Consider the following 24,037-nt stretch of genomic DNA (forward strand, 5'->3'; position numbering starts at 1 on the left):
GGCTGTCAGACGGGTGTCGCCAGCAGCAATTGCTGCAGCAGCATGCGGCTGTCCGTGACCCCTTGCGCGGCGTGCAGGCGGTGGGCGCAGACGGGAATGAGTACGGCTTGCACATCGTCGGGCGTGACGTGGTCGCGTCCGGCCAGGGCAGCCCAGGCGCGCGCCGCCTGCAGCAAGGCCAGCGCGGCGCGCGGGCTCAGGCCATCGGCAAACACGCCCGGCACGCGGGTGGCATGCACGAGGGACAGCACGTAGTCGACGACGGCAGGTGAGGCGTGGATGGCGCGCAAGCCCGCTTGCGCCTGCAGCAACTCTTCCGCGTTCATGACGGCCGGCAAGGTTTGCAGCATGGCGCGGCGGTCGGCGCCCAGCAGCAGCTCCCGTTCGGCGGCCGCATCGGGGTAGCCCAGGGTGACGCACATGAGAAAACGGTCCAGCTGCGATTCGGGCAGCGGGAAGGTGCCCAGCTGGTGCGCGCAGTTTTGCGTGGCGATGACGAAAAACGGCTGCGGCAGCGCGCGCGTGACGCCATCGAGCGTCACTTGCCGCTCTTCCATCGCTTCCAGCAAGCCCGATTGCGTCTTCGGCGTGGCGCGGTTGATTTCGTCGGCCAGCAGCACCTGGGTAAACAGGGGGCCAGGATGAAAGATGAAACTGCCACTGCCACGGTCATACACGCTCATGCCGGCCACGTCGGCGGGCAGCAGGTCGCTGGTAAACTGCTGGCGCTTCCATTGCAGGCCCAGCGAGATGGCCAGCGCATGCGCCAGGGTCGTCTTGCCCACGCCGGGCACGTCCTCGATCAGCAGGTGGCCGCCGGCCAGCACGCAGGCGAGGGTCTGGCGGATCTGTAACTGTTTGCCGACGAGAACTTCGCCGATCTGCCGTGCGGCCTGGTGTATTTTCGAAAACATGCTATTTCTATCACAGTGAGACGGATTATTTAATTTACAATCGCTTTGGCCAGGTCAAACCGCGCCGCCCGCCGCCTGCGCGCTCGTGGTAGATTAGCGTGACAGCAAAGGCGGCAAGGGCGGCACAGACCAGCCAGTGATTTTATGCGAGAACGGGCCAGGCAGGCAGGAATGCTCTGCAGTGATTCCGGCACGCGTTCCCGGTATGGATAGAGAGCAGAGACAGAGGTAACCAGTACAGCGCATGAGCACAGCCATTTATACCCATCCCGATTGCCAGCGCCACGAAATGGGCGACTGGCATCCCGAATCGCCGGCCCGCTTGCAGGCCATCAACGATCAATTGATCCTGGCGCACATCAGCGACCTGGTCGAGCACCGCGACGGCGTGCGCGCGCAATTGTCTGATATCGAGCGCAACCACAGCGCCACGGCCATCGGCCTCGTGCGCGACAACGTGCCGCCCGCGGGCGACTATTACCCGCTCGACGGCGACACCTTGCTCAACGCGCACAGCTACGATGCGGCGCTGGCCGCCGCTGGCTCGGCCGTGGCAGCCACGGACGCCGTCATCGACGGCGAGATCAGCAACGCGTTTTGCGCGATCCGCCCGCCCGGCCACCATGCGCGGCCCAGCGAGCCCATGGGCTTTTGCCTGTTCAACAATATCGCCATCGCCGCCAAGCATGCGCTCGACGTGCGCGGGCTCGAACGGGTCGCCATCGTCGACTTTGACGTACATCATGGCAATGGCACGGCCGAATCCGTGGCGCACGATCCGCGCATCCTGATGGTCAGCTTTTTCCAGCACCCGTTCTATCCGTACAGCGACGTGGAATCGTACACGGACACGCGCGTCAACGTGCCCGTGCCGGCCCGCTCGAAAGGCGACGCCGTGCGCCAGCTAGTGCTCGACCACTGGCTGCCCGCGCTGCACCGGCAGCAGCCGCAGATGATTTTCATTTCCGCCGGTTTCGACGCCCACCGCGAAGACGACGTGGGCGGCATGGGCCTGGTGGAGGCCGACTACACGTGGATGACGCAGCAAATGATGGCCGTGGCCCATCAGTATGGCAAGGGCCGCATCGTCAGTTGCCTCGAAGGGGGCTACAACCTGTCGTCGCTGGGCCGCAGCGTGGCTGCGCACGTGAAGGCGCTGGCGGAGCTGTAAGGGGGGAGCTTGAACTACAGCAGGCTGGGGCGGCTGCGGGAATTCGTGTGGCGGTGCGTCTGGTAGTCGAGCGCGTCGCCAGCCATGAAGCGGCGCCAGGCTTGCGTGTAGACGAGCGATGATTTATCCGCGTCAAAACTGTTGAGCTGCAACATGTCGCGGTGGTGCTTGATTTCATTGACCAATTGGTCATACAGCACTTGCAAGCCATAGCTGTCGGCGCTCTGGCGCTTCAGGCGCTCTTCCAGCTGCGCCACTTGCCCCTGCAATTGCCGGCATTCCTTCTTCCACTGCAACAGGCTGCCATTGCGCGGCACGCGCTTGGCCGCCGCCTTGGCCGGGCGCGCGCTGCCACGTTGGCATTCCACGTGTGCCGCTGGCGCCTTGCCAGTGTGTTCCATCACCATATCGAGCCATCCCTATCGCCTATCTCCCTGCACCCGGCGCTAGCCAGCCTGGAAAATAATTGCTTTTCATTTAAGAGGCGATATTAGAACATACTTCTTTATTTCTTTCAGTAAATATAAGAATCCATGTGGAAATATTTGACCTGGCTGCGCGGGCGGCGCCTTACTGGCGCTGCGCTGCCTGCGAGGGCGCTGCCGGGGCGGCTCCCGCCATTTTTCCGTCGTCGGCGTAGGTCAGGGTCAGCAGGGTATTGTCGTCCCAGTTCAGGTCATGCAGCGGCGGCACGAAGCGTTGCCGGTCTTGCGTGACGCGGATGTCCAGCGTGCGCTCGCCCGAGCGCGCCTGCACGGCAAGCAGCTTGTGCACCACGGGAAACGGCACGTGGATCAGCGACGAGTGGCACGGCCCGCCTGCCAGGCGGAACAGGTTGCGCCGGACAAAGGACAACTCATCCTGCTCGACGGCCCAGCGGATTTCGCATTCCAGGCGCAGGTCGCCCAGGCGGCGCACGTTCTGGGGCAAGCCCGGCGTATGGATGTCGGCGCGCCAGCGCAGGGTGTCGCGCTTCTTGTTGCTGACCAGGTCGGCATTCGCATCGTAGGCGGTCTTGTCGCGCGACAAGGTGAAGCCGCCGTCCGCCGCCAGCGGCACGGGGATGGACAGGTTGTCGGCTGACAAGTGCAGGGTCACGCCATCGAGCCTGGCCTGCGGCGTGGCGGGAATCAGCATGAAGCGCAGCGGCGCGCCCGGCGCCAGGCGCTGGTGGTCGGCATACGCATCGAGTCCCTTGAGCATGGTGCGGTAGGGGCGCAGGTCGGGATCGCGCGTGCTTTGCACGTCGACAATCTGCTGCATTTCCTGGCTTGCCGCATCGCCCGGCGCCGCCGCTTGTTCCTGGGCCATGGCGGGCAGCAGGCTGGCATAAAGGGAGGCGAGGAGGCAAAAGCGGGGAAAGTGCATGGATTGCGTGCCAGGTTAAGCTTGCGATGGGAAACCGTCCAGGCTGGACGGACTGCGAATCTTATCATTCATGTAACTGCCAAATTATCACCAATTGTCTCGTTCGTGTCGCACGGCTGGCGTTGGCGGCGGAAAATGGGACGTCGCGGCGGCAACCACGTAAAATAGCGGATTGACCGAACGATTTTGAAAGCAAGAGCATGGCGATACAATGGTACCCAGGACACATGAACGCGGCCCGCAAGAAAGCGGCCGAGACCATGGAAAACACCGATCTGGTGATTGAAGTGGTGGACGCGCGCCTGCCGGCAGCCAGCTGCAATCCCATGGTGGACGAGCTGCGCCTGTTCCGCCAGCGCCCTTGCCTGAAAATCCTCAACAAGACCGACCTGGCCGATCCTGCCGCCACCGCCGCCTGGGTGGCCTATTTCAATGCCCAGGAAGGCGTGACCGCGTATGCGATGACGACCAAGAAGCCGGGCGACGTGGCGCGCATCCCGGAACTGGCGAAATCGCTGGCGCCGCACCGCGGCGTGCCGACGAAGCCGCTGCGCATCATGATCATGGGCATCCCCAACGTGGGCAAGTCGACCCTGATGAATGCGCTGCTGAAAAAGCGCGTGGCCAAGGTGGGCGACGAGCCGGCCGTCACCAAGATGCAGCAAAAGTTGTACCTGGACAAGAACACGATTTTGGTCGACACGCCCGGCATGCTGTGGCCGAAGATCGCCATCCCCAGCGACGGCCTGATGCTGGCGGCCAGCCACGCCATTGGCTCGAACGCGCTGATCGAAGAGGAAGTGGCCGTGTTCCTGGCCGAGGAATTGCTCAAGCGCTATCCGGACTTGCTGGCGGCCCGCTACGGCACCAAGGTCGATGAAGTCGACGCCATCGGCGTGGTCGAGGGCATCGCCGCCAAGCGCGGCTTCCGCATCAAGGGCGGCGACTACGATTTCGAGAAAGCCTCGCATACCCTGCTGCTCGACTACCGCAGCGGGATCCTGGGACGCATTTCGCTGGAAACGCCGGACACGCGCGCGGCCCTGCTGGCCCAGCACGCGGCCGAGATGGCGGAAAAAGCGGCCAAGGCGGCGGAAATCGCCGCCGAGAAGGCCAGGAATGCGGCGCGCGGCAAGCGCGGCACGTAAGTTACCGCTCCACCATGAAAAAAGCGCCGCGACAGCAATGTCGCGGCGCTTTTTTCATGCGCTGGCCGATTAGCCGAATTTGAAGCTGGTCACGGCCAGCGCGCCAAAGAAATCCTCCTCGTGGTACACGACGTGCGCCGCTTCACGCTCGGCCGCGCCCAGCGCCACCATCAGCGGCAGCAGATGGTCTTCCTGCGGATGGGCCTGGCGCGCGCCCGGCGCCTGGTCCCAGGCCAGCAATTGCTCCAGCCTTTGTTCTGGCGGCAGGGCCATGGCCTGGCGCAGCCAGGCGTCGAACTGGTGCGAGGCGACGGCGCCCGCCTGGCCGAACTGGCGCAGGTTGTGATAACTGAGGCCGCTGCCGAGTATCAGCACGCCCTGGCGGCGCAGGCTGGCCAGCGCGCGGCCCACTTCGACGTGCGTGAGCGGGTCGTAGCCGTGTTTCAGCGACAGTTGCACCAGCGGCATGTCCGCCTGCGGGTAGATGGGGAACAGGGCGCTGAAGGTGCCGTGGTCGAAACCCCGCTCGTGGTCCAGGCGCGCCGGATGGCCTGCCGCGTCGAGCAACTGTTTGACTTGCGCCGCCAGTTCCGGCGCGCCCGGTGCCGGGTACTGGATCTGGTACGTATGCGGCGGAAAGCCCGAATAATCGTAGATCATGCCCGGACGGGGGTTGGCCGAGACGAGAAATTGTGGCCCTTCCCAGTGCGCCGTGACGACCAGCACGGCCTTGGGACGCGCGCCGATCTGGCGCGGGATAGCCTGCAGCGACGCCTCCAGCACGTCGTAGCGGCCGCCGAACTGGTCTTTCATGAACGGCCACGGGCCGCCGCCGTGCGACAGGAAGTAAGTGGGGAAGGTGTGCTCTTGCATGGCGGCTCCTGGTGGGAATGGCTAACGATGGAACCATGATAGTCATGCGCAGTCAGTTGATCAAGATCGCTATTATTGATATATCATTTCCATTTTGTTGATGATTGGGTCGTCATGGATACCTTGCGCAGCATGCGCGTGTTTCGCGCCGTGGTGGAGCTGGACAGTTTTGTGCGCGCCAGCGAGCGCCTGGACCTGTCGCCGGCCATGGTCAGCAAGCACGTGATGCACCTGGAGCGCCACCTGGGCGCGCGCCTGCTGAACCGCAGCAGCCGCCACCTGAGCCTGACGGAAATCGGCAAGGTGTATTTCGAACAGTGCCGCGACATGCTCGACAATCTCGACGAGGTGGAAGCCACCGTCGGCCGCACGACGGTGGTGCCGCGCGGCATGCTGCGCCTGAGCGCGCCCGTCTGGTTCGCCAACGCCATCTTTACGCGCACCCTGGCGGCCTATCGCGCGCGCTTTCCGGAAGTGACCTTCGACATCGACCTCAGCGGCCGTGTGGTGAACCTGGTGGAAGAGGGTTTCGACCTGGCCCTGCGCGTGAGCCAGGCGCCATCGCCGGCCCTGATCGCGCGGCCCATCGGCAGCATCGAATTCCACCTGGTGGCCGCGCCCGCCTATCTGGCGCGCGCGGGCCACCCGCACCTGCCGCAGGACCTGGCGCAGCACGCCATGATCAGCTATTCCTTGTTGGCGAACGGCAATGAACTGGCCTTCGACGGGGTACAGGGGCGCGAGACGGTGAAGTTTTCGCCCGTCCTGCAATGCAATAACGAAAGCCTGCTGCACGCGGCCGCGCTCGACGGCATGGGCATCGCGCTGCTGCCGTCGTGGCAAACGGATGCGGACCTGGCGGCGGGACGGCTGGTGCGCCTCTTCGATGATTTCAAGCTGGCGGACGGCAAGGTGTACGCCGTCTACACGAGCCGCCGCTACCTGTCGTCGAAAGTGCGCACCTTCATCGACTTCCTGGCCGATGAAGGGCGCCTGGGGGCGTGATTACGCGAGCGAGCGCTTGACGTCGATCAAGGCGAACAGGCGCGCGCTGCGCATCCACGCCAGCACCAGCGCGGCCAGCTGCGTCACCAGCAAGCCGGCCACGATGGCCAGCGGGCCGGGCGCTGCCAGGTTCAGGCGCGCCACGCCCAGCAGCGCATACAGCGCCAGCCCCAGCAGGGTGATGACGAGGTAGATGGCCAGGGTGGCCAGCGGACGCCGGCGCAGCATGCCCAGTCCCCGCCACCAGGCCTTGACGGCCGACGTGCGGCGGCGGTCGACGGCCAGCGCCGCGCGGCCCGCGTCGAGCGTGGCGCAGGCCAGCAGGAACAGCAAGCCCGTGAGCAGCAAGGCCAGGTGGCGGGCCAGGTCGGCATCGGCTTCCAGGATGGCCTTTGCCGCGTGCTTGTCGGCCAGTTTCAGCGCGCCGGCACCGATCGCCAGCGCCACGCCCAGCGGCACGATGCTCCACAGCAACATGCGCAGCATGCGGCCGTATTCGCTGAAGGCACCCGTCAGCAGGGGGCCGAAGCCGGGTGGCGCAGGCGCGCGCGCGGCCGTCACCACCAGGCCGCTCAGCAGCGGCGACAGCAGCAGGGCCAGCACGACGCCGGTGATGGCCGCCTGGCTGATGGCGGCGCCGTTGCGTCCCGTATTGGCCACCAGGTCGGCCAGGGTCATCAGGTCGAGCTTGTGCGCCAGGGCCGCCGCATGCACGGCGTTATCGAGGCTGGCGCTCAAGGTGCGCCAGAGGGGAATGACGGCAAGGATGGCGGGGATCAGCAGCAGGCCCGCCCACAGCAGCAGCAAGCGCCATTGCAGGGCGGCGCGGCTGGCGCGCGTGGTCAGGGTCAGGCCGCTGGCCCGTGTCGTGGAAGTGGCGCTCATACGGTGGCAATCAGGGAAAGGAGGTATTGGAAGGCGGCGGCAAGGTCGAAGCTCCAGCGCCGCGCGGCCGAGGTGTCGGCTTTCAGGGTGCGGCTGTCATCGAGCTTGTTGACGTCGAGGTAGTGCACGCGGTCGGGATCGAGTTCGGCCGAGACGGCCTTCACGGGCTTGCTCCAGGTGTAGCGCTGCCACAGCTGCTCGTTATCCCACACCACGCGTTCGGAGCTGCCGTCGGCGAATTTCACCAGCAGCACCTGCGGCACGGGCGCGCCGCGGCGGCGCAAGACCACGCTGGTGAGATAAGGATACGGTCCCGTGCCGGGCTTGGCGTCCGGATGCGCCTTGTCCCACGCCTCGCGTACCTTTTTCTCCTCTTTTTCCAGCGCTTCGGCCGTATGTTCCACGCGCTTGCCGTTCACCACCGCCATGCCGGCCAGCGGCGTCTGCTCTTCGCTGGTGAAGGTGCCGATGCGGTCGTCGATATTCGCGCTGGCATAGACTTGCTGCGCGAAGACCTGTTCCACGATGCGGCGCTGGCCCGTCGCCTCGGCCAGCGTTTCACGCAGGTCGGCCACGCTCGGGTGGCGGAATTTCCACTGTTCGTAATAGGCCTTGAAGCCCCGTTCCATGGCGTCGCTGCCGATGCGCGCTTCCAGGTCGCGCATGGTGATGGCCGTGCGGCTGTAGACGGGGCCCACGCCCTGCAGGCGGTTCCACGCGTTCTGGCCCAGCGGATCGGCCGCATCCTGGCGCGGCGCGGCCATGCGCTCGAATTCGAAGACCTTGAAGACGGGATCGAAGCCCAGGCGCTTGAGCAGGGGCGTGGTGGCGTGGATGTCCTGGCCGCGCGCGCGCAGCATGCGCTGGTCCCAGTACTCGTTCAAGCCTTCGTCGAGGAGGGGTTCCTCGAACTCGTTCGACGCCAGGATGCCATAGAAATAGCCATGGCCGAATTCATGGATGGTGACGAAATCGAGGCCGAATTCGGGAATGGTCTTCGGCTGCAGGTTGGCGTAGCTCGACGCCGTGATGAAGGTCGGGTATTCCATGCCGCCTGCTTCGGCCGCGTTAAACGGCGGAATCACCACCGTCAGCGTCTTGTACGGATACGGGCCCAGGGTGCGCGAGAAATACGTGAGCGAATCCTTCGCCGCCTGCAGCGCGGGCGCCGCGTTCGACGCGTATTCGGGCGGGTACAGCACCTTGATGGCCACCGGCGGGCTGCCAGGACCGCTCCAGCTGCCCGTCAACGGCTGCGCGCTGCGCTTGTCGGCCGTCCAGGCGAAATCGTGCACGTCGCCCTGCACATAGTGATGCGTGAGCATGCCGTTCTTTTCCTGCGGCGCGCCCTGCAGTTCGCCCGTGGCGCCCACCGTGTACTCCTTGGGCACGGTCAGCTTTACGTCGTAGTTGCCGAAATCGGCGTAGAACTCCGAATTGAGGTGGAATTCATGCGCGTTCCAGCGCGGCGCGGTGGCGCCCCGTTCGCCGGGCAGTTCCAGCACGGCGATCTTGGGGAACCACTGGCCCACCAGGTGGAAGCTGCCGAAATAGCCGGTGCGCGCGATGACGCGCGGCAACTGGTCGAAGAAGCGGATGTCGAGCGTCGTCTCGGCGCCCGGCGCGACGGCCTGCGGCAAATCGACGCGCACGACCGTGCGGTCGGTGGCCGGGCCGTTGTCCGGCTGGACGAAATGCCAGGGCGCCTTGGCGCCGTTCTGCGTCATGCTGCGCAGTTCGATGTAGCCCCACTCGCCGTCGCGCGTGTCGACGCCCGAGCGGAAGCCCGTGTCGAGCTTGCGCTTTTCGGTGAAGAAGGTCGAATGTTCGCCTTCGAAGGCATTCAGGTACAGGTGCAGGTACACGCTGCTGACGGCTTGCGCGCTGCGGTTGCGCCAGCGCAGTTTCTGCTGGCCGTCTATCGTGTGCTTGACGGGATCGAGCGTCGCTTCGATCTGATAATCGACGACGCGGTCCGACAGGGTCGCTTGCGCGCCCGTGCGCGCACCGCCCCAGGCATTGCTGGCGCTGGGCGTGCTGACGGCCGACGCATGCGGCGACGCCAGGGCGATGCCGTCGGCGGACGGCGCCAGCGGCGTGGGCGCGCTGGCCGGCTTGCCTTGGCCCGGCTGGGCGAACAGGTCGGCCTGCAAAGCAAGGCCGGCCAGCAGCATGGCGGTGATGGAAAGGGCTTTGAGCTTGCCCGAGATGGGGAAAAAACCAATGCTGCGGCGCGTGCCGCGGGGACTTGGCGGCCCCCGGCGCGTTGTGCTACGACTTTCCATGCGTGACTCCCACAGTGACTTCTTATTGTTGATTTTTAAATGCAGTCGGCTGCGCCCAGGATCGCCGGGCGCACCTTAATATACCTACAAAAATGCCAAATCACCAATAAAATATTGGCATAAGGAAAGTACCGCCGGGCTGGCGCTTGCGGCGCCGTGCGCCGTGCGTATAATGATTCGCTTTTGCCATCCCTCCGTTCCACCAGCGCGCGTCTGCGCCGCGGTGACGCCTCCAGCCTGCCGCCATGATGCCTGCCCCTCCCGTCCTGATCATCGCCACGCGCGCCTTGCTGCTGTGCGTCCTGGCCATGCCGGCGTGCGCGCAGGAAGGCGTGGATGCCGGCGCGGCTGGCGTCACGCATGGCGACGTGTCCGCCGAGCTGGCGCAGGGCGGCCAGCACAGCGTGCGCGGCTCCCTGTCGCGCGAGCAGGACGGCATGACGCTCGATGTGGCCATGGATGGGCTGCGCAACGGCAATTACCGCGATGGCAGCGTGTTTCACCAGCGCGGCTTCAACGGCGGCGCGGAATGGAAGGCGCGCCAGGGCCGCTTCGGCTTCAGCGCCGACCAGCTGAACCAGGAGACCCGCTATCCCGCGCCCGAGGCGCCGTTCCTGGCCTTGCTGGCGGCCCGCCCGGAAGACCTGTACCGCTATGAGGTGCGGCGCGCCAGCGCCTTCGTGCAGCGTTATGTGGGCAGTTTCGAGCTGGGCGTGGAACTGTCGCAGCGGGAAAAGCGCGCCACGGCCCACTATGCGGGCGAGGACGGCAGCAGCGAATCGAGGTACAGCAGCCGCCGCCGGCAGCTGGCGCCCCGCCTGCGCCATTACGGCAAGGTGGGCGGCGTGGGCACGGATACGGAAGTGGGCCTGGACCTGATGCAGTGGCAGCGGCGCTCGGACCGCGATGGCGACGGGCAGCGCCGCCAGTATTCGCGCGCGCTGCTGCTGCGCGAAGAGCTGGCCTTCGGCGGCCCGTATGCGCCGCGCCTGCTGCTGGGGCTGCGGCATGAGCAGTTCCAGCTCGATCCGGCCGACCTGCCCGCCGGCGGCAGCGACTGGGAAAACCAGAATGCCTGGGACTTGCAGGGCAGCCTGCAATTGCGCCCGCAACTGAGCGTGTACGCCAAGGCCGCGCGCAGCTACCGCATCGACGACGATGGCTATACCCGCGCCGGCTACCGCCCCCTGGCGGGCCAGTTGCGGCGCGAAATGGAAGTGGGCGCCACCGTCGGCGACGCGGCGCGCAGCGCTTCCGTGCGCGTATTCAGCGAGCGCCTGAGCAACCAGATCGTTTTCGACCAAAGCCTGGGCCAGCTGGGCTTTGCGGGCAACCTCGACCCCTCGCGCCGCGACGGCATCGCCATCGAGGCCAGCATGGCGCTGGCGCGCGACTGGCGCCTCGACGGGCAACTGCGGCAAGTGCATGCGCGCTACGACGATTACGCCTATGACGGCCCGGATATCGCCCTCGTGCCGAAAACCCTGGCCAGCCTGCGCCTGTACTGGACGGGGCAGGGCGGCGCCAGTGCCGACGTGGGCGTGCAATGGCTGCGCGCGCTGCGCTATGGCCCCGATTTCGCCGGCAGCTGCCTGGCGCAGGTGCCCGCGTTTGCCACCATGGACGGGCGCTACGCGCACAAGCTGGGCGCCTGGGAGCTGGAACTGGCCGGCAGCAACCTGGCCAACCGCCGCCATTACGGCGATGCGCCCGGCTGCCGTTCCAGCATTTACCTCAAGGATGCGCGCCAGCTGCGCGTGTCGGCGCGCTACCATTTTTGAGGCGCGGGTGCAGCGGGGCTTAAATACGGCTTAAGCTGGCGCAAACCGGGGCGATAAACATGGATTTTTTCCGCCCGGGCCTCATCGGCCGGCGCAAAAAGTGGTAATCTCGCCCCGTTCACGACCACTTTATGATGAAGGATTATTATGCGTTTTCTGCGTTTCTTGCGTCCCCTGCTTGCCGCCGTCACCCTGGTGGCGGCCACCGGCGGCGCCATGGCGGCCGATACCGGCTTTACCACGCTCCCGACGCCAGTGCGCACGGACACGGGCAAGAAGGTGGAAGTGGTGGAGTACTTCATGTATTCCTGCCCGCATTGCTACGCGCTCGATCCGCTGATGCACGACTGGGTCAAGAAGCAGGGCGACAAGATCGCCTTCCGCCGCATCCACCTGGCCTTCAATGGCCCGAAAGATGCGCAGGCGCACGCCTACGCCACGCTGGAAGCGATGGGCCAGCTGGACCAGTTCCACGACAAGATCTTCCGCGCCATCCACGTCGAGCGCAACCGCCTGAACCGCGATGACGCCATTCTCGAGCTGCTGGTCAAGAACGGCATCGACAAGGCGAAATACCTGGACATGTTCAATTCCTTCGGCGTGCAGACCAAGCTGAAACGCAATGAACAGCTGATCACCGCCAGCAAGATCGACAGCGCGCCGACCATCGTCATCGATGGCCGCTTCGTGACGTCGCCGGCGCAGCTGTCGCGTCCGGGGCAGTCCGAGCCGCAAACCCAGACAGCGACCCTGCGCGTGATGGATGAACTGGTGGCGCGCGTGCTGAAAGAGCGCGCCCCGGCGCCAGCGAAGAAGTAATACTGGAGAATGTCATGAAACAGCTGCCCTGGACCCTGTGTGCGCTGGCTCTTGCCCTCGTGGCCTGGCTGGCGATTGCCGTCGTCAGCGTGGAAAACCAGCGCAATGCGCTGGCCACCAAGGCGTGCGTGGACCCCGCATTCAAGAATGAGGTCGACGCGAAATGCCTGGCGTCCGTGCAGTCGCGCGAGCACTGGTGGCAGCACCTCACTTATGCCATGACGCATTTCAGGCCATAGAACGCCGGATAAAATCTACTGCGCGTCGCGCTTTGCGGCCGGCGATGCTCACCGGCTCGGCGCCCCCGTACAGAGTACGGTTGCGCTTCTCGGCCACAAATCACTGCCGCTCGCTACGATTTTCTCCGGCGTTGTGACGATAAGGAATAGACAGACAAAAAACCCGCCTTGCGCGGGCTTTTTTACGCCTGCAGCTTACGGGTATCATGAAGCCACAACCATCCAGGAGGGATAATGAAGGAAGTGATCTTGATTACCGGTAGCAGCCGCGGCATCGGCGCGGCGACGGCCCTGCTGGCGGCGCGCCAAGGCTATGCCGTTTGCGTCAACTATGTGCGCGATGCGCAGGCGGCCGAGGCGCTGTGCGCGCGCATCGTCGCCGGCGGAGGCGAGGCCATCGCCGTGCAGGCTGACGTCAGCGATGAAGCGGACGTGGAACGCTTGTTTGGCGAAGTCGACGCGCGCCTGGGGACCTTGACGGCGCTGGTCAACAATGTGGGCGTGCTGGAGCAGAAATGCCGGCTGGCCGACATTTCCGTGCAGCGCCTCGAACGCGTGCTGCGCACCAACGTGATCAGTTATTTCCTGTGCTGCCAGCAAGCCGTGCGGCGTATGTCGACGGCCAATGGCGGGCAGGGCGGGCGCATCGTGAACGTCTCGTCGGCCGCCGCGCGCCTCGGTTCCCCGGGCGAATACATCGACTACGCGGCCTCGAAAGGCGCCGTCGATACCTTGACCCTGGGCCTGGCGAAGGAAGTGGCGGCCGAGGGCATCCGCGTCAACGGCGTGCGCCCCGGCATCATCTACACGGACATCCACGCGTCGGGCGGCGAACCGGGACGGGTGGCGCGCCTGGCGTCCGGCGTGCCCATGCAGCGGGGCGGCCAGCCGGAAGAAATCGCCGACGCCATCCTGTACCTGCTGGGGCCAGGCGCGAGCTATGTGACGGGCAGCATCCTCGACGTGGCGGGCGGCCGCTGATTTTCAACTACTGCAAGCAAGTGATTCAAGCGCGGGGCCAATTATCAAATAGGGCAAGCGAGTCCAGAATGGCGGGGTGCCCTATGCAGCAGGCACGCCGATCAACCCACCTGGATTCATTATGCCCGCACCTGTTCTTGCCCCCGCCATCCTGGCCCTTTCTCTGCTGGCCGCCGCGCCCGCCCAATCCGCCACGCACCTGCCCATGCCGGGCCACCTAGCCGGCGCCGCCGCCACCGACAAGGTGGTGCTGGCCGCGCGCCGCTACGCCGCGTTCTGGCAGAGCGGCGACCCGGCCCTGGCGCGCCAGGCGCTGGCCGACGATTTCACCGACCGCAGCTTGCCCGCCGGGCGTGCGCAGGGATTGGCCGGTCCGCTGCAGGCATCTGACGTGTTTCATGCGGCCGTGCCGGATTTGCAGGTGGCCATCGAAGACATGCTGGTGGCGGGCGACCGTGTCACCTTGCGCCTGCATTTCACGGGGCGCTTCACGGGCGTCTTCCCCACGCCGCAGGGCTCCTTGCAGGGGCAGGGCCAGGCCATCGACTTTTACGCGTTCGATTTGTACCGCGTGAATGCGCAGGGGCGCATCAGCGACAACTGGCACCTGGAAGATAATTTGACCCTGCTGCGCCAGCTGGGCGTGCTGGCGCCATGACCGTGGCCCGCTAGCGCTGCGCCGGCAGGGCGGCGAATTGCTGCAGCAGGAAGTCGGCCAGCAGGGCCACGCGCGGCGGCTGGAAGCGGCTGCGCCGGTACAGCAGGTTCAGGGGGACGCTGTCGGCAAAGTAATCGTCGAGCACCGTGTGCAGGCGTCCTGCGCGCAGGTCGTCGCCGATGTCGAGCAGGGATTTGTAGGCATAGCCATGGCCGGCCACGGCCCAGCGGCGGATGATTTCGCCATCGTTGCTGTGCCAGGCGCCTTGCGGGCGCAGGCTATGGCGCTTGCCGTCTTCGCGGTAGCGCCACTCCTGCGGCGCGCCGTCGCCCGCCGTGAGCACGAGCGTCGGCAGCAGCGCCAGGTCGCGCGGCGTGGCCGGCACGCCCACTTTGGCGGCCAGCGCGGGTGCCACGCACACGACGCGCCGGCCCGGGTGCAGCAGGCGCGCCACCATGTCGCTGTCGGGCAGCTCGCCGTAGCGGATGGCCAGGTCGATATCGTCCTGCACCAGCCTGGCCGTGGTATCCGTCAGGGTCAGCGCATGGCGCACCTGCGGGTGCAGCGCGGCAAAGCGGTCGAGCATCGGCAGCAGCAACTGGCGGCCGATGTCGGACGGCGCCGAGATGCGCACCATGCCGCGCACGGCGGCGCCGCCCGCAGGCAAGCCGTCTTCCGCCTGCGCCAGCAAGTCCAGCGCCTGTTCGCTGTAGTGGCGGTAGTGCACACCTTCTTCCGTCAGGCGCAGCTGGCGCGTGGTGCGCTCGAACAGGGTGACGCCCAGCGCCGTTTCCAGGCGCGCGATGGCGGCGCTGGCGGCGGCCGGCGACAGGCCGTGCTTGCGGCCGGCCGCGGAAAAGCTGCCCAGCGCCGCGGCGTCGAGGAACAGGGCGATTTCCGCCAGGCGTCCGGCGCCGCCGCGGCTCATGCCGGGTGCGCGGCCGCTGGCTTCGGCGCCGGTGCGGAATGCGCCGAGTGGGGCGTGATCACCACGGTGCAAGTGGTGCCGGCCACCAGCAATTGCCCCTTCGGCTGCTCGTCGATGTGGATGCGCACGGGCACGCGCTGCGCCAGGCGAACCCAGTTGAATGTGGGATTGACGTCGGCCAGCAATTCGCGGCCCGTGGCGGCGTCGCGGTCGGTGATGCCGCGCGCGATGCTCTCGATATGGCCGTGCAGGGTGCCGCCGCTCATCAGATTCATTTCCGCCTTGTCGTCCTGCGCCAGCATGCCCAGCTTGGTCTCTTCGAAGTAGCCGACGACGTAGTACGAGGCGCTGTCGATGACGGCCAGCTTGGCCGCGCCGACGGCGGCGAAATCGCCCTTGTGCACGTTCAGGTTCGTCACGTAGCCGCTGACGGGGGCGCGCACGGTGGTGCGCTCCAGGTTCAATTGCGCCAGCGCGCGGGCGGCCACGGCGGCCTGCACTTGCGACGAGGCCGAGCTGGCGGCAAAGGCGGCGCTTTCGCGGCTTTCCGTCGAGATGATGCTGGCGTCGAGGCCTGCGCGGCGCTGGGCCTCCTTGCCGCGGCGGCCCATCTCCGTTTTTTGCGCTGCCAGCACGGCGTCGGCCTGGGCCAGCGCGCTCGTGTAGCGTTCCTTGTCGACGACGAACAGCACGTCGCCCTTTTGCACCACCTGGTTGTCGCGCACCAGCACGTCCGTGACGGTGCCGGCCACGTCGGCGCTGATGTTGACGATGTCGGCCTTGATGCGGCCGTCGCGCGTCCACGGCGACTCCATGTAGCGGTCCCAGACGGTCTTGCCTATCCACAGGGCTGCGGCCAATAGCAGCAGGGTGATTGCATAGCGGGTCAGTTTGCTTACCATGTCGGCAGCCTTTCCTTGATTGGGTTGAACAGTTTTTTTTATTTGTAAAGCGATAAGGCCAGCGCGCCGAAGATGGCGATGAAGATGCACAGTCGCGCCAGCGACGGGTGCCACACCATGCGGTACACGCCCAGCCAGCCCAGCACGCGGTCGAGCAGGGTTTGCAGGCCGATGCTGAGGATGAACAGGGGCAGCAGGGTAGGAATCAGAATTCCGAACAGGGCGAATTCACGCGGCATGGTGGTCTCCGGCGCCAGGCGCCATGTGGTCGAGTAAAGAGGTGTAGATCGAATGCAGGTCGGCCAGCGCCGTCTGCAGGCGCGCGCTGCGCTCGGGCGTGACGCCGGCTTCGTTCTGCGCCGCGCGCACCACGGCGCCCGCCTGCAGGGTGGCCGCCAGGGCCGCCTGCAGTGCCGTGTCGCCGCGCGTGCGCAGCCAACCGGCGATGTGGTCGACGCATTGCTGCAGCGCGTGGCGCGTGGCGCCTGGCCGGGCGGTCGCGATCAGTTCGCGCAATTCGATCACCGAGTGGCCGATTTCCAGCAGGGTCAATGCCTGGCGCACGACGGCGCGCGTGGCCTCGCCAGGCGCCGGGCCGGCCGCCGCGTTGAGCTGGCTGAGCAGGTCGCGCACGCGGTTGTCGAAACGGTGTTTCACGCGCCGCGCCGGCGCCGTGCACGCATGCAGCGCTTCGCGCCACAGGGCGCGGCCGATATGGTCCTTGTGGCCCATCGTGTGTTCGGGCAGCAGCACGGCAAACACGAGGGCGGCCAGCATCAGGCCGACGATCAGCGCCATGCCCGTGTTGAGAAAAGCAGCGCCGTCGACATGCATCAGATTCGTCGGCGCCATCTGCGTGATGAAGGTCGACACGCCCAGGCCCACGCCCAGCTTGGCCGGATTCGTCATCAGATACAGGCCCACGGCGAGGAAGGGTGCAAAACTGAGTACCAGCATGGGGAAGCCGTCGCCGTGCACCAGCACGAAGTACACGCAGACGAGCGACAGCGGCATGGCGATCAAAAATCCCGCCAGCACTTGCCGGACCATCATGATGGGGCGCGGCGAGGACGAGGCCAGCGCGCAGAACACGGCCGCCATCAGCATCGCCGTGCTGGCATAGGGCCAGGCGAGGAAGTAGGCGCCCAGCGCCAGCAGGGCCAGGCTGATGGCCGCACGCGCGCCGCTGGCGATCACCAGCGCGGGCGGCGTCTTCGGCGCATAGGCCTGCGGCGTGCTGATTTCCAGCGGCGTGTCGTGCGCCAGGCTGAAATACACTTCGTGAAAGCGGCTCATGTCGCGCGCGAAGCGCTCGAGCAGCTCGCACACGGTGTCGAAATCGATGCGCTGCGCATGCGCGATGGGGGCGCCGTCGATGTCCGCGCGGGCCTGCGCCAGCGCCGTTTGCAGGTGCTGCTGCATGGTGTCGAGCGAGTCTTGCGACGGCGTCGTTTGCAGCGCTTCGGCGACGATGGCGTACAGGGGCGCGCAAGCCTGCATGACTTGCGTCTCGTCGTCGCGCTGCAGGCGGTCGAACAGGCGGTGGAAGGTATAGAAGGTGGTCAGCGCCGTCATGAAGGTAGCGTTGAAGGCGTGCAGCTTGCGGTTTTGCGCGCGCACGTGGCTCACTTTGCTGGTGACTTCGAACAGGGCGGCCGAGCGGCCCAGCTCCAGCGCCGCCACGTCGGCGGCAAACTGCAAATGCGTCAGTTCCACCTGCGCCGGCGTGAGTTTTTGCTGCAGCACGTCCTGGCAAAAGGCGAGGAATTTGCCGTAGCGCGCTTGCACCGTGCGCATCACCTGCGTGCCCTGGTGGCGCGGCAGCAGCACGCTGGACACGGCCGCCGAGCAGATGATGCCCAGGCTCACTTCGGCCACGCGCGTGACGGCCAGCGCGAACACCTGCATCGGCTGCTCGATGGCGGGCAGCACGATCATGCAGGCCGTGTAGCCGGCCAGCACGTACACATACGATTGGGCGTTGCGGTGCAGGGCCGAGCCGCTCGTGCACAGTCCCACCCACAGGGCCAGGCCGGCGAACAGCAGCACGGGTTGCTGCGGGAACAGGCCGATCAGGGTCAGCGCGGCCGTGCATCCGAGCAGGGTGCCGCACAGGCGGTAAAAGCTTTTTTCCAGCACCATGCCGCTGCTGGGCAGGGCCAGGATGATGGTGGTGGTCATCGCCGTGCTGGGCGAATCGAGGCCTAGGCGGTAGGCCAGCCACAGCGCGCAGAACGAGGCGATGAGGGTCTTGCCGACGTAGATCCAGCGTTCGCCTTCCGTCGAGCGCCAGTCCTGCAGCGCCAGCGCCAGCCAGTGGGCCGCCCGGGTCAGGGGGCCGTATATAGGTTTTGTTGCTGTGGCTGGCGTCATCGATAGGCTATCAGTTCTGGTTGTTGAGATTGTTGAGGTTGCGCAACTGGCGCATGTACAGCTTGTCGAGCACTTGCAGCTCTTCGTCCGTGAAGCCTTCGTACAGGGCCGAGGTTTCCTGGTACACGTCCGGCAGCGCCGTTTCGATCAGGGCGCGGCCCTTGTCGGTCAGCGAGATCATCACGGAGCGGCGGTCGCCGGGGCGCGTGCCGCGGTGGATCAGGCCGCGCGTTTCCAGGTCGTTGCACACGCGCGTCAGGTTGGCCGGCTTTTCATGGCACGCCATGCCCAGGGTGCAGGCGTTCGAGGTTTCGTCGTCCGTGCCGTACAGCACGGCCAGCACCATGTAGCTGGCATCGACCAGGTCGTGCTTTTTCAGCGCGGCATTGGTCAGATCCTTCATGCCTTTTTGAATGTGGTACGTCATGCGCAACAGGCGCATCAGTTCCATGGGGAAGCCTGGCATGCGCGTGCGGATGTTTTGCAGCCGCTTGGAGGTGGCGTCAAAAGCGGTCATGTCATATTCCTTCATGTGTGAATAAAGTTCCGATTGTATCTTGTTGGGCTAGGGCAATGCCAGGATTGCAAGCTCAGATGCCGCCTCCCAGTGCATTCATCAAGGAAACGTACAGATCGAGCTCGCGCGCCCCATTTTGCGCCTGCTGCTGTTCTTCCGCCAGCAGCGCCACTTGCGTGTTGAGCATGTTGATGGCGTCGCTCATGCCCGCCTTGTAGGCCTTTTCCGCCAGGTCGCGCGCGCGCTGCGCCGTGGCCAGCGCCTGCACGGTCAGCTGGTGCTGTTTGGCCAGCGACTGGGCGCGGGTGACGGCGTTGGCCACGTCCGACATGGCGTTGATGACGGTGGCGTTGTACTGTTCCACGGCGCCGTCGTACACGGCCGTCTGGCTGCCCAGCTGGGCGCGCAGGCGGGCGCCGGCGAAGATGGGCAGGCTCAGCGCGGGCGAGACGCCGCGGATGTCCGAGTTGGCATCGAGAAAGTGGCTGAAGCCGAAGGCCTGGAAGCCGGCAAAGGCCACCAGGTTGACGTTCGGGTAGAACTCGGCCTTGGCGGCGTCGATGCGCTGCGCCGCCGCTTCCACTCTCCAGCGTTGGGCGGCGATGTCGGGGCGGCGACCGATCAGGTCGGCCGGCAGGGCGGCGGGAATGGCCAGCGGCTGGTCCAGGCGCAGCACGGGCCGCGTAAGCGCCGCACCGGCCGCCGGCCCCTTGCCCGACAGGGCCGCCAGCTGGTTGCGCAGCAGGGCCAGTGACTCGGCCGACTGTTCCAGCTGGCGCCGGCCGGCGGGCAAGGTGGTTTCTATTTGCGCTACATCAATATCGGTGCCGATACCGGCTTGCTTGCGCTGGCGCGTGATGTCGAGGATGCGGGCGCGCTGCGCCAGGCTGCGTTCGATCACGTCCTGCAGCTGGAATTCATACGACAGCTGGATGTAGGTGCGCACCAGCGCCGTTTCCAGCGCCAGGCGGGCCATCTGCGATTCGGCCGAGGCCATCTGCACGTCGCCCAGGGCGGCCGACAGGGCGGCGCGGTTGCGGCCCCACAGGTCCAGGTCGTACGAAGCCGTGACGGTGGCCTGGTTGCGCCAGGCGTAATTGCCGGCCAGGGGCGCCGGCGTGCTGCCATGCTGCGAATACAGTTCGCGGTTGATGGAGACGGCTGCGTCGGCTTGCGGGCGGGTCTTGTCTTCCGCCGCGCCGGCCAGCGCCTCGGCCTGACGCACGCGCGCCTGGGCCCCGCGCAGGGTGGGGCTATCGGCGAGCGCCTGCTCCATCAGGCGGTTCAATTGGGGGTCGTGCAAGTCTTGCCACCATTGCGTGCGCGGCCATTGTATGGCGGCGCTGGCGGCGGCATCCATGGCCTGGCTCGCCTGCAGCTTGTTGGCGTCGAGCATGGCCGATTGCGGCGCGATATGGCCCATGTCGGCACAGGCGCTCAAGGCAAGGATCAGGCTGGCGGCAAGCAAACGGCGGTGCAGGGACATGCAGGGACTCCGGGAAAGATCGTGTTGGGGGTGCTGCTGACAGCTCGCCGCGGTGAGCTTCGGGAGTGGCCCGAGTGCTGCGCCGCAACTGAGGTGTGTTACTGACTGACTGAAACCGGCTGACTGGTTTCTTATTTCACGACGTGTTTTGTCGTTTGCGCGACATCAAAGTCCGCTTCCGTTTGCGGGATCAGGCCAGCCTTGCGGGCGGCGTAGAACTCGGCCATGACTTCTTCGCGCGTCACTTTGCTGGCGGCGGTGGCCGGCGTTTTCGGGTAGTCGACTTCGCTGGTGGCGATTTCGCCGGCGTTGCGGGCACGGATGTATTCGGCCGTGACGTCAGCGCGCGTGAGTTGCTGGCTGGCAGCGGCAGGCGCGCCGCTTTGGGCGAAAGCCGACGTGGCGGCGGTGATGGCAAACAATGCTGCGATGAGTGATTTGGCTTGCATGATAAAACTCCAATATGTGCATGATGGCTGGGTGGATGGGCCGGCTCGCCACGTACCGGTCGGTTCGGCGGCATGGCGCTGGTGGGCGCCGTGCCGCCGATGAAGCAGTTTCTGGATGAGAAGATGCTTACTTGAATTAACTATAGCAATGAATAGTACATTTGTGAAGTAATTTCTGAAAATAGTTGTGCGCCGCCGCATTCTTCCCACGGAAATGCCGTGCAGGCGTGCGCCGCAGGCCAGGCCAGCGGAGTAAGCTGGTTTTTTATGAACGGGAGGCCGCCATGAGCAGCAGCACACTCGATCCGGACAATTTGCCCGTCACGCCTGACCGCGTTCTGGGCAGCGGCCATGGCAAGGGGGCGCTCGGTCCCAGCGACAGTTCCGACAGCGGCAGCGACATGCAGGGCGTGCCGGGCCAGGATGCGGAAGCGCTGGAGAACGACAGCGATGCGGCCGGCACGGGCGAGCGGGCCGGCGTGGAGCCGCGCAATACGGCGCCCGACGGCGGCGACATCGACGTCGATCATGTGGAAAGCGTGGCGCCCGTGCAGCCGGCGCAGGGTGATGGTGGCGAATTGCCTCCATGAATTACCGCCTCTCCTGCGCCATCGGCGTAAAATGCAGGCAAGGCGGCGTGCGCGCCGCCATGGCCAGCCGGCCGGCACAGGATAGGATGTCAGAGGATGCAAACGCAGATGTCGGAAGAGAAAGAAAAAGACTTGATGTCGATGTACCGCGAGACGCGGCCGCGCGAGTTTTTTGGCGAAAAAAGTAACACCAATCACCTGGCCTGGAGTTCGCTCGTGGTCTTGCTGGCGCTGGCGTTCTGGCTCGTCGTGGCCCTGGCGGCGGCGGAGAATCAGCGTTACGCGCTGGAAACGAAGGTGTGCCAGGATCGCGTCTTCCCCGCGGAAATCGACACGTCTTGCCTGAAACAGGTCAAGTCGCGCGATCACTGGTGGCAGCACGTGGGCCATGCGCTGGTGCGGATGGGCGCCTGAGCGGCGCAAGCATATCCTGAAGGACGCGCCGCTGCAGCGATGACGCCGGCGCCCTTCCTGTTGCGGGAGGCGAGATGCCACGCGATACTGCACGGGAACAGCCGCAATGGCTGTTTACGCGCCACAGTGCCTTGACGGTGCGCCAGTTGCTGCGCGCCTATGGTGTGCTGTGCCTGTTTTCCACCGCCATCGCCGCCGCCTTTGCGCTGCGCGGCTACTGGTACATCCCCGTCTTTTCATTTGCCGAACTGGTCTTGGTGGCCATTTCCCTGCTGTATTACCTGCGCCATGCCCGCGACTACGAGCATCTGGCCCTGCGCGACGGCGTGCTGGTCGTCGAACAGGTGAGTGCCGGCCGGCGCCAGTGCAGCAGCTTTCGCCCCTGGTGCACGCATATCGTCGTGCCGGAGGGGCCGCGCCAGCTGATATGCATCAGCTGCGGCAGCACGCATGTGGAGGTGGGCGCCTTTGCCACGCCGGAACGGCGGCGGCAGGTGGCGCAGGAGTTGCTGGCCTGGCTGCCGCCGCTGGAACCGTGAGGGAAGCTGGCCTTTACTTCGGGCCGTAAAACTGGAACGTCTGTACCACCAGCAAGGTGGTGGGAAAGCCGGTGAGCGTCTTGAATTCCTTCGCACCCGTGATCTTGTAGGCGCCGGCCTGGAACGCTTCGCCTTCCTCCCAGCTGTGATCCTTCATGGCAAACTGCAGCAGGCGCTTGTCGTTGTAGCGGTAGCTGAAGATGGTGTAGGCGCCGACGCGGCTGGTGACGACGAAGCGTTCATCGCGCTCGTCGGCGATGAGCAGGATGCCCGGATAGCGGCTGATGCCCGCCTCCTCGTTCTGGATCCTGAGGATCACATCCGTAAAGCTGCATTCGGCGTCGCGGATCTTGTCGCGCTTCGTGGCGATCTGCATGACCTCGTCGTAGCTCTTGCCATGCGTAATCGACCACGACGGCGCGTCGCAATAATTGGCCGCGCTGGCGTTGGCCGCGCACAGCAGCAGGCAAAGGGTCGTGGCAGTGATGGTCTTCATGGTGTCTGGTCGCGGGCAGGGATGTTGTGAAGCCGGCAGTCTAGCGCCAGACCGCCGGCTTCACAAGCACCGGGGAGCGCGTGCTCAGACGGCCCGCGACGGACCTTCCCACAGATTGATATGGCCTTCGCGCGCCTGCACGTCGATGGCGGCCAGCTCGTCGGCCGTGAACGACAATTGCTGCAGCGCGGCCACGTTTTCGCGGATTTGCGCGCTGCTGCTGGCGCCGATCAGGGTCGAGGTGACGCGCGGATCGCGCAGCACCCAGGCCAGCGCCATCTGCGCCAGGGTTTGTCCCCGCTGCGCGGCGATCTGGTTCAGCGCGCGCACGCGGGCCAGGTTTTCCGCGCTCAGGTGTTTTTGCAGCAGCGAGCCGCCGCCGGGGCGGTTGACGCGGGCATCCTGCGGCACGCCATCGAGGTATTTGTCGCTAAGCAAGCCCTGCGCCAGCGCCGTGAACGTGATGCAGCCCATGCCTTCTTGCTGCAGGGTATCGAGCAAGCCGTCTTCCTCGATCCAGCGGTTGAGCATATTGTAGGCTGGCTGGTGGATCAGACACGGCACTTTCCACTCTTTCAGCAGTTTGGCCGCCTCAGCCGTCTTTTGCGGCGAATACGAGGACAGGCCCACGTACAGCGCCTTGCCCTGCTGCACGGCGGTGGCCAGCGCGCCCATGGTTTCTTCCAGCGGCGTGTCGGCGTCGTAGCGGTGCGAGTAAAAGATGTCGACGTAGTCGAGGCCCAGGCGCTGCAAGCTCTGGTCCAGGCTGGCCAGCACGTATTTGCGCGAGCCGCCGCCCTGGCCGTACGGGCCCGGCCACATGTCCCAGCCTGCCTTGGTGGAAATGATCAGTTCATCGCGGTACGGTAAGAAATCGTCGCGCAGCAGCTTGCCGAAATTGCTTTCCGCGCTGCCATACGGCGGGCCGTAGTTGTTTGCCAGGTCGAAATGCGTGATGCCCAGGTCGAAGGCCGTGCGCAGCATGTCGCGCTGCGAGGCCAGGCTGTTGCTGTCGCCAAAATTGTGCCACAGTCCCAGGGACAACAGCGGCAGTTTCAGCCCGCTGCGCCCGCACGTGCGGTATTGCATGGTGTCGTAGCGGTTTTCGGCGGCGTGGTAGGTCATGGCATCTCCTGGTTGAATGAAGCGCCTATTTTCGCGCAAAATCAAGGTCGGTGCGCGTGCTCCTTGTATGTGGCTGGACGCGCCTTACAAT

General features: G+C 65.7%; 26 protein-coding genes. 11 read left to right on the forward strand and 15 right to left on the reverse strand.

The window, feature by feature from the left end:
• Positions 1-5: 5 nt before the first annotated feature.
• The gene (locus O3299_RS26930) at positions 6-914 is read right to left on the reverse strand and encodes a MoxR family ATPase (RefSeq protein WP_099665136.1); all 909 of its coding nucleotides are present in this window, start codon (positions 912-914) and stop codon (positions 6-8) included.
• A gap of 244 nt (positions 915-1,158) precedes the next feature.
• Here O3299_RS26930 and O3299_RS26935 point away from each other — a divergent pair, with 244 nt between their 5' ends.
• Entirely contained in the window at positions 1,159-2,085 is a 927-nt protein-coding gene (locus tag O3299_RS26935; RefSeq protein ID WP_099665135.1) for a histone deacetylase family protein, read from the forward strand.
• A gap of 14 nt (positions 2,086-2,099) precedes the next feature.
• Here O3299_RS26935 and O3299_RS26940 read toward each other — a convergent pair whose 3' ends face one another.
• On the reverse strand, positions 2,100-2,486 hold the full coding sequence (locus tag O3299_RS26940) for a hypothetical protein (RefSeq protein ID WP_305063593.1): 387 nt from the start codon (positions 2,484-2,486) through the stop codon (positions 2,100-2,102).
• 169 nt (positions 2,487-2,655) lie between these two features.
• On the reverse strand, positions 2,656-3,453 hold the full coding sequence (locus O3299_RS26945) for a hypothetical protein (protein ID WP_099665133.1): 798 nt from the start codon (positions 3,451-3,453) through the stop codon (positions 2,656-2,658).
• 227 nt (positions 3,454-3,680) lie between these two features.
• Here O3299_RS26945 and ylqF point away from each other — a divergent pair, with 227 nt between their 5' ends.
• A complete protein-coding gene (gene ylqF / locus O3299_RS26950) occupies positions 3,681-4,601 on the forward strand; it encodes a ribosome biogenesis GTPase YlqF (protein WP_071324898.1) in 921 nt (306 codons plus the stop codon).
• Positions 4,602-4,670: 69 nt separating this feature from the next.
• Here ylqF and O3299_RS26955 read toward each other — a convergent pair whose 3' ends face one another.
• Positions 4,671-5,474, reverse strand: a complete 804-nt coding sequence (locus O3299_RS26955) for a class III extradiol ring-cleavage dioxygenase (RefSeq protein WP_305063594.1) — start codon at positions 5,472-5,474, stop codon at positions 4,671-4,673.
• Positions 5,475-5,588: 114 nt separating this feature from the next.
• Here O3299_RS26955 and O3299_RS26960 point away from each other — a divergent pair, with 114 nt between their 5' ends.
• Positions 5,589-6,479 (forward strand): LysR family transcriptional regulator, encoded by an 891-nt coding sequence (locus O3299_RS26960; protein WP_305063595.1) that lies wholly within the window; start codon positions 5,589-5,591, stop codon positions 6,477-6,479.
• Here the strand turns inward: O3299_RS26960 and O3299_RS26965 are convergent, their stop codons facing one another.
• Both O3299_RS26965 and O3299_RS26970 read right to left on the reverse strand, forming a co-directional pair.
• The gene (locus O3299_RS26965; protein ID WP_305063596.1) at positions 6,480-7,364 is read right to left on the reverse strand and encodes a hypothetical protein; all 885 of its coding nucleotides are present in this window, start codon (positions 7,362-7,364) and stop codon (positions 6,480-6,482) included.
• On the reverse strand, positions 7,361-9,649 hold the full coding sequence (locus O3299_RS26970) for a M1 family metallopeptidase (RefSeq protein ID WP_305063597.1): 2,289 nt from the start codon (positions 9,647-9,649) through the stop codon (positions 7,361-7,363). Before O3299_RS26970 ends, O3299_RS26965 begins: the two co-directional genes overlap by 4 nt.
• 245 nt (positions 9,650-9,894) lie before the next feature.
• On the opposite strand from O3299_RS26970, the gene O3299_RS26975 reads away from it, so the two are divergent.
• The 5 genes from O3299_RS26975 (at position 9,895) to O3299_RS26995 (ending at position 14,127) form a co-directional block, all read left to right on the forward strand.
• Entirely contained in the window at positions 9,895-11,430 is a 1,536-nt protein-coding gene (locus O3299_RS26975) for a TonB-dependent receptor (RefSeq protein WP_305063598.1), read from the forward strand.
• A gap of 147 nt (positions 11,431-11,577) precedes the next feature.
• Positions 11,578-12,249 (forward strand): thiol:disulfide interchange protein DsbA/DsbL, encoded by a 672-nt coding sequence (locus tag O3299_RS26980; protein ID WP_289913469.1) that lies wholly within the window; start codon positions 11,578-11,580, stop codon positions 12,247-12,249.
• Positions 12,250-12,263: 14 nt separating this feature from the next.
• Positions 12,264-12,488 (forward strand): hypothetical protein, encoded by a 225-nt coding sequence (locus O3299_RS26985; RefSeq protein WP_305063599.1) that lies wholly within the window; start codon positions 12,264-12,266, stop codon positions 12,486-12,488.
• A 234-nt stretch (positions 12,489-12,722) separates the two neighbouring features.
• A complete protein-coding gene (locus tag O3299_RS26990; RefSeq protein ID WP_305063600.1) occupies positions 12,723-13,469 on the forward strand; it encodes an SDR family oxidoreductase in 747 nt (248 codons plus the stop codon).
• 121 nt (positions 13,470-13,590) lie between these two features.
• Positions 13,591-14,127: an ester cyclase gene (locus tag O3299_RS26995; RefSeq protein WP_305063601.1), complete on the forward strand. Its 537-nt coding sequence runs from the start codon at positions 13,591-13,593 to the stop codon at positions 14,125-14,127.
• Between the two features lie 10 nt (positions 14,128-14,137).
• On the opposite strand, the gene O3299_RS27000 is transcribed toward O3299_RS26995, so the two are convergent.
• From O3299_RS27000 to O3299_RS27030, 7 genes are all read right to left on the reverse strand, one after another.
• Complete coding sequence (locus tag O3299_RS27000) at positions 14,138-15,055, reverse strand: LysR substrate-binding domain-containing protein (protein WP_305063602.1); 918 nt, start codon at positions 15,053-15,055, stop codon at positions 14,138-14,140.
• Positions 15,052-15,957 carry an efflux RND transporter periplasmic adaptor subunit gene (locus O3299_RS27005; RefSeq protein WP_251349973.1) on the reverse strand — a complete coding sequence of 302 codons (906 nt, stop codon included), beginning with the start codon at positions 15,955-15,957 and terminating at the stop codon, positions 15,052-15,054. Before O3299_RS27005 ends, O3299_RS27000 begins: the two co-directional genes overlap by 4 nt.
• A gap of 38 nt (positions 15,958-15,995) precedes the next feature.
• Positions 15,996-16,196 (reverse strand): DUF1656 domain-containing protein, encoded by a 201-nt coding sequence (locus O3299_RS27010; protein ID WP_070224633.1) that lies wholly within the window; start codon positions 16,194-16,196, stop codon positions 15,996-15,998.
• Positions 16,186-18,330, reverse strand: coding sequence for an FUSC family protein (locus O3299_RS27015; RefSeq protein ID WP_305063603.1), 2,145 nt, complete (start codon positions 18,328-18,330; stop codon positions 16,186-16,188). Before O3299_RS27015 ends, O3299_RS27010 begins: the two co-directional genes overlap by 11 nt.
• Before the next feature lie 10 nt (positions 18,331-18,340).
• Positions 18,341-18,847, reverse strand: a complete 507-nt coding sequence (locus O3299_RS27020; RefSeq protein WP_034782299.1) for a MarR family winged helix-turn-helix transcriptional regulator — start codon at positions 18,845-18,847, stop codon at positions 18,341-18,343.
• 73 nt (positions 18,848-18,920) lie between these two features.
• On the reverse strand, positions 18,921-20,333 hold the full coding sequence (locus tag O3299_RS27025; RefSeq protein ID WP_289918331.1) for an efflux transporter outer membrane subunit: 1,413 nt from the start codon (positions 20,331-20,333) through the stop codon (positions 18,921-18,923).
• A 131-nt stretch (positions 20,334-20,464) separates the two neighbouring features.
• The gene (locus O3299_RS27030) at positions 20,465-20,782 is read right to left on the reverse strand and encodes a DUF4148 domain-containing protein (protein WP_305063604.1); all 318 of its coding nucleotides are present in this window, start codon (positions 20,780-20,782) and stop codon (positions 20,465-20,467) included.
• 284 nt (positions 20,783-21,066) lie between these two features.
• Here O3299_RS27030 and O3299_RS27035 point away from each other — a divergent pair, with 284 nt between their 5' ends.
• The 3 genes from O3299_RS27035 to O3299_RS27045 all read left to right on the forward strand — a co-directional run bounded on the left by O3299_RS27035 (position 21,067) and on the right by O3299_RS27045 (position 22,325).
• On the forward strand, positions 21,067-21,372 hold the full coding sequence (locus O3299_RS27035; RefSeq protein WP_305063605.1) for a hypothetical protein: 306 nt from the start codon (positions 21,067-21,069) through the stop codon (positions 21,370-21,372).
• Positions 21,373-21,468: 96 nt separating this feature from the next.
• On the forward strand, positions 21,469-21,786 hold the full coding sequence (locus O3299_RS27040; RefSeq protein WP_077400845.1) for a hypothetical protein: 318 nt from the start codon (positions 21,469-21,471) through the stop codon (positions 21,784-21,786).
• Positions 21,787-21,860: 74 nt separating this feature from the next.
• A complete protein-coding gene (locus O3299_RS27045) occupies positions 21,861-22,325 on the forward strand; it encodes a DUF2244 domain-containing protein (RefSeq protein ID WP_305063606.1) in 465 nt (154 codons plus the stop codon).
• A 13-nt stretch (positions 22,326-22,338) separates the two neighbouring features.
• On the opposite strand, the gene O3299_RS27050 is transcribed toward O3299_RS27045, so the two are convergent.
• Together O3299_RS27050 and mgrA are read right to left on the reverse strand one after the other, a co-directional pair.
• Positions 22,339-22,821 carry a hypothetical protein gene (locus O3299_RS27050; RefSeq protein WP_305063607.1) on the reverse strand — a complete coding sequence of 161 codons (483 nt, stop codon included), beginning with the start codon at positions 22,819-22,821 and terminating at the stop codon, positions 22,339-22,341.
• 84 nt (positions 22,822-22,905) lie between these two features.
• Positions 22,906-23,946, reverse strand: a complete 1,041-nt coding sequence (mgrA, locus tag O3299_RS27055) for an L-glyceraldehyde 3-phosphate reductase (RefSeq protein WP_305054448.1) — start codon at positions 23,944-23,946, stop codon at positions 22,906-22,908.
• Positions 23,947-24,037 lie beyond the last annotated feature (91 nt).

Origin of the sequence: Janthinobacterium sp. SUN176, from assembly GCF_030587335.1 — a bacterium.
GTDB lineage: Bacteria > Pseudomonadota > Gammaproteobacteria > Burkholderiales > Burkholderiaceae_D > Janthinobacterium > Janthinobacterium kumbetense.

Bases quoted from the DNA above. Each gene is read 5' to 3' on its own strand.
- O3299_RS26985 (WP_305063599.1), top strand. From the start codon at position 12,264: ATGAAACAGCTGCCCTGGACCCTGTGTGCGCTGGCTCTTGCCCTCGTG.
- O3299_RS27030 (WP_305063604.1), bottom strand. From the start codon at position 20,782: ATGCAAGCCAAATCACTCATCGCAGCATTGTTTGCCATCACCGCCGCC.
- O3299_RS26990 (WP_305063600.1), top strand. From the start codon at position 12,723: ATGAAGGAAGTGATCTTGATTACCGGTAGCAGCCGCGGCATCGGCGCG.
- O3299_RS27020 (WP_034782299.1), bottom strand. From the start codon at position 18,847: ATGACCGCTTTTGACGCCACCTCCAAGCGGCTGCAAAACATCCGCACG.
- O3299_RS27045 (WP_305063606.1), top strand. From the start codon at position 21,861: ATGCCACGCGATACTGCACGGGAACAGCCGCAATGGCTGTTTACGCGC.
- O3299_RS27025 (WP_289918331.1), bottom strand. From the start codon at position 20,333: ATGTCCCTGCACCGCCGTTTGCTTGCCGCCAGCCTGATCCTTGCCTTG.
- O3299_RS26955 (WP_305063594.1), bottom strand. From the start codon at position 5,474: ATGCAAGAGCACACCTTCCCCACTTACTTCCTGTCGCACGGCGGCGGC.
- O3299_RS26960 (WP_305063595.1), top strand. From the start codon at position 5,589: ATGGATACCTTGCGCAGCATGCGCGTGTTTCGCGCCGTGGTGGAGCTG.
- O3299_RS27000 (WP_305063602.1), bottom strand. From the start codon at position 15,055: ATGAGCCGCGGCGGCGCCGGACGCCTGGCGGAAATCGCCCTGTTCCTC.
- mgrA (WP_305054448.1), bottom strand. From the start codon at position 23,946: ATGACCTACCACGCCGCCGAAAACCGCTACGACACCATGCAATACCGC.
- O3299_RS27050 (WP_305063607.1), bottom strand. From the start codon at position 22,821: ATGAAGACCATCACTGCCACGACCCTTTGCCTGCTGCTGTGCGCGGCC.
- O3299_RS26945 (WP_099665133.1), bottom strand. From the start codon at position 3,453: ATGCACTTTCCCCGCTTTTGCCTCCTCGCCTCCCTTTATGCCAGCCTG.
- O3299_RS27010 (WP_070224633.1), bottom strand. From the start codon at position 16,196: ATGCCGCGTGAATTCGCCCTGTTCGGAATTCTGATTCCTACCCTGCTG.
- O3299_RS27015 (WP_305063603.1), bottom strand. From the start codon at position 18,330: ATGACGCCAGCCACAGCAACAAAACCTATATACGGCCCCCTGACCCGG.
- O3299_RS27005 (WP_251349973.1), bottom strand. From the start codon at position 15,957: ATGGTAAGCAAACTGACCCGCTATGCAATCACCCTGCTGCTATTGGCC.
- O3299_RS26970 (WP_305063597.1), bottom strand. From the start codon at position 9,649: ATGGAAAGTCGTAGCACAACGCGCCGGGGGCCGCCAAGTCCCCGCGGC.
- O3299_RS27040 (WP_077400845.1), top strand. From the start codon at position 21,469: ATGCAAACGCAGATGTCGGAAGAGAAAGAAAAAGACTTGATGTCGATG.
- O3299_RS26930 (WP_099665136.1), bottom strand. From the start codon at position 914: ATGTTTTCGAAAATACACCAGGCCGCACGGCAGATCGGCGAAGTTCTC.
- O3299_RS26980 (WP_289913469.1), top strand. From the start codon at position 11,578: ATGCGTTTTCTGCGTTTCTTGCGTCCCCTGCTTGCCGCCGTCACCCTG.
- O3299_RS26935 (WP_099665135.1), top strand. From the start codon at position 1,159: ATGAGCACAGCCATTTATACCCATCCCGATTGCCAGCGCCACGAAATG.
- O3299_RS26965 (WP_305063596.1), bottom strand. From the start codon at position 7,364: ATGAGCGCCACTTCCACGACACGGGCCAGCGGCCTGACCCTGACCACG.
- ylqF (WP_071324898.1), top strand. From the start codon at position 3,681: ATGAACGCGGCCCGCAAGAAAGCGGCCGAGACCATGGAAAACACCGAT.
- O3299_RS26975 (WP_305063598.1), top strand. From the start codon at position 9,895: ATGATGCCTGCCCCTCCCGTCCTGATCATCGCCACGCGCGCCTTGCTG.
- O3299_RS27035 (WP_305063605.1), top strand. From the start codon at position 21,067: ATGAGCAGCAGCACACTCGATCCGGACAATTTGCCCGTCACGCCTGAC.
- O3299_RS26995 (WP_305063601.1), top strand. From the start codon at position 13,591: ATGCCCGCACCTGTTCTTGCCCCCGCCATCCTGGCCCTTTCTCTGCTG.
- O3299_RS26940 (WP_305063593.1), bottom strand. From the start codon at position 2,486: ATGGAACACACTGGCAAGGCGCCAGCGGCACACGTGGAATGCCAACGT.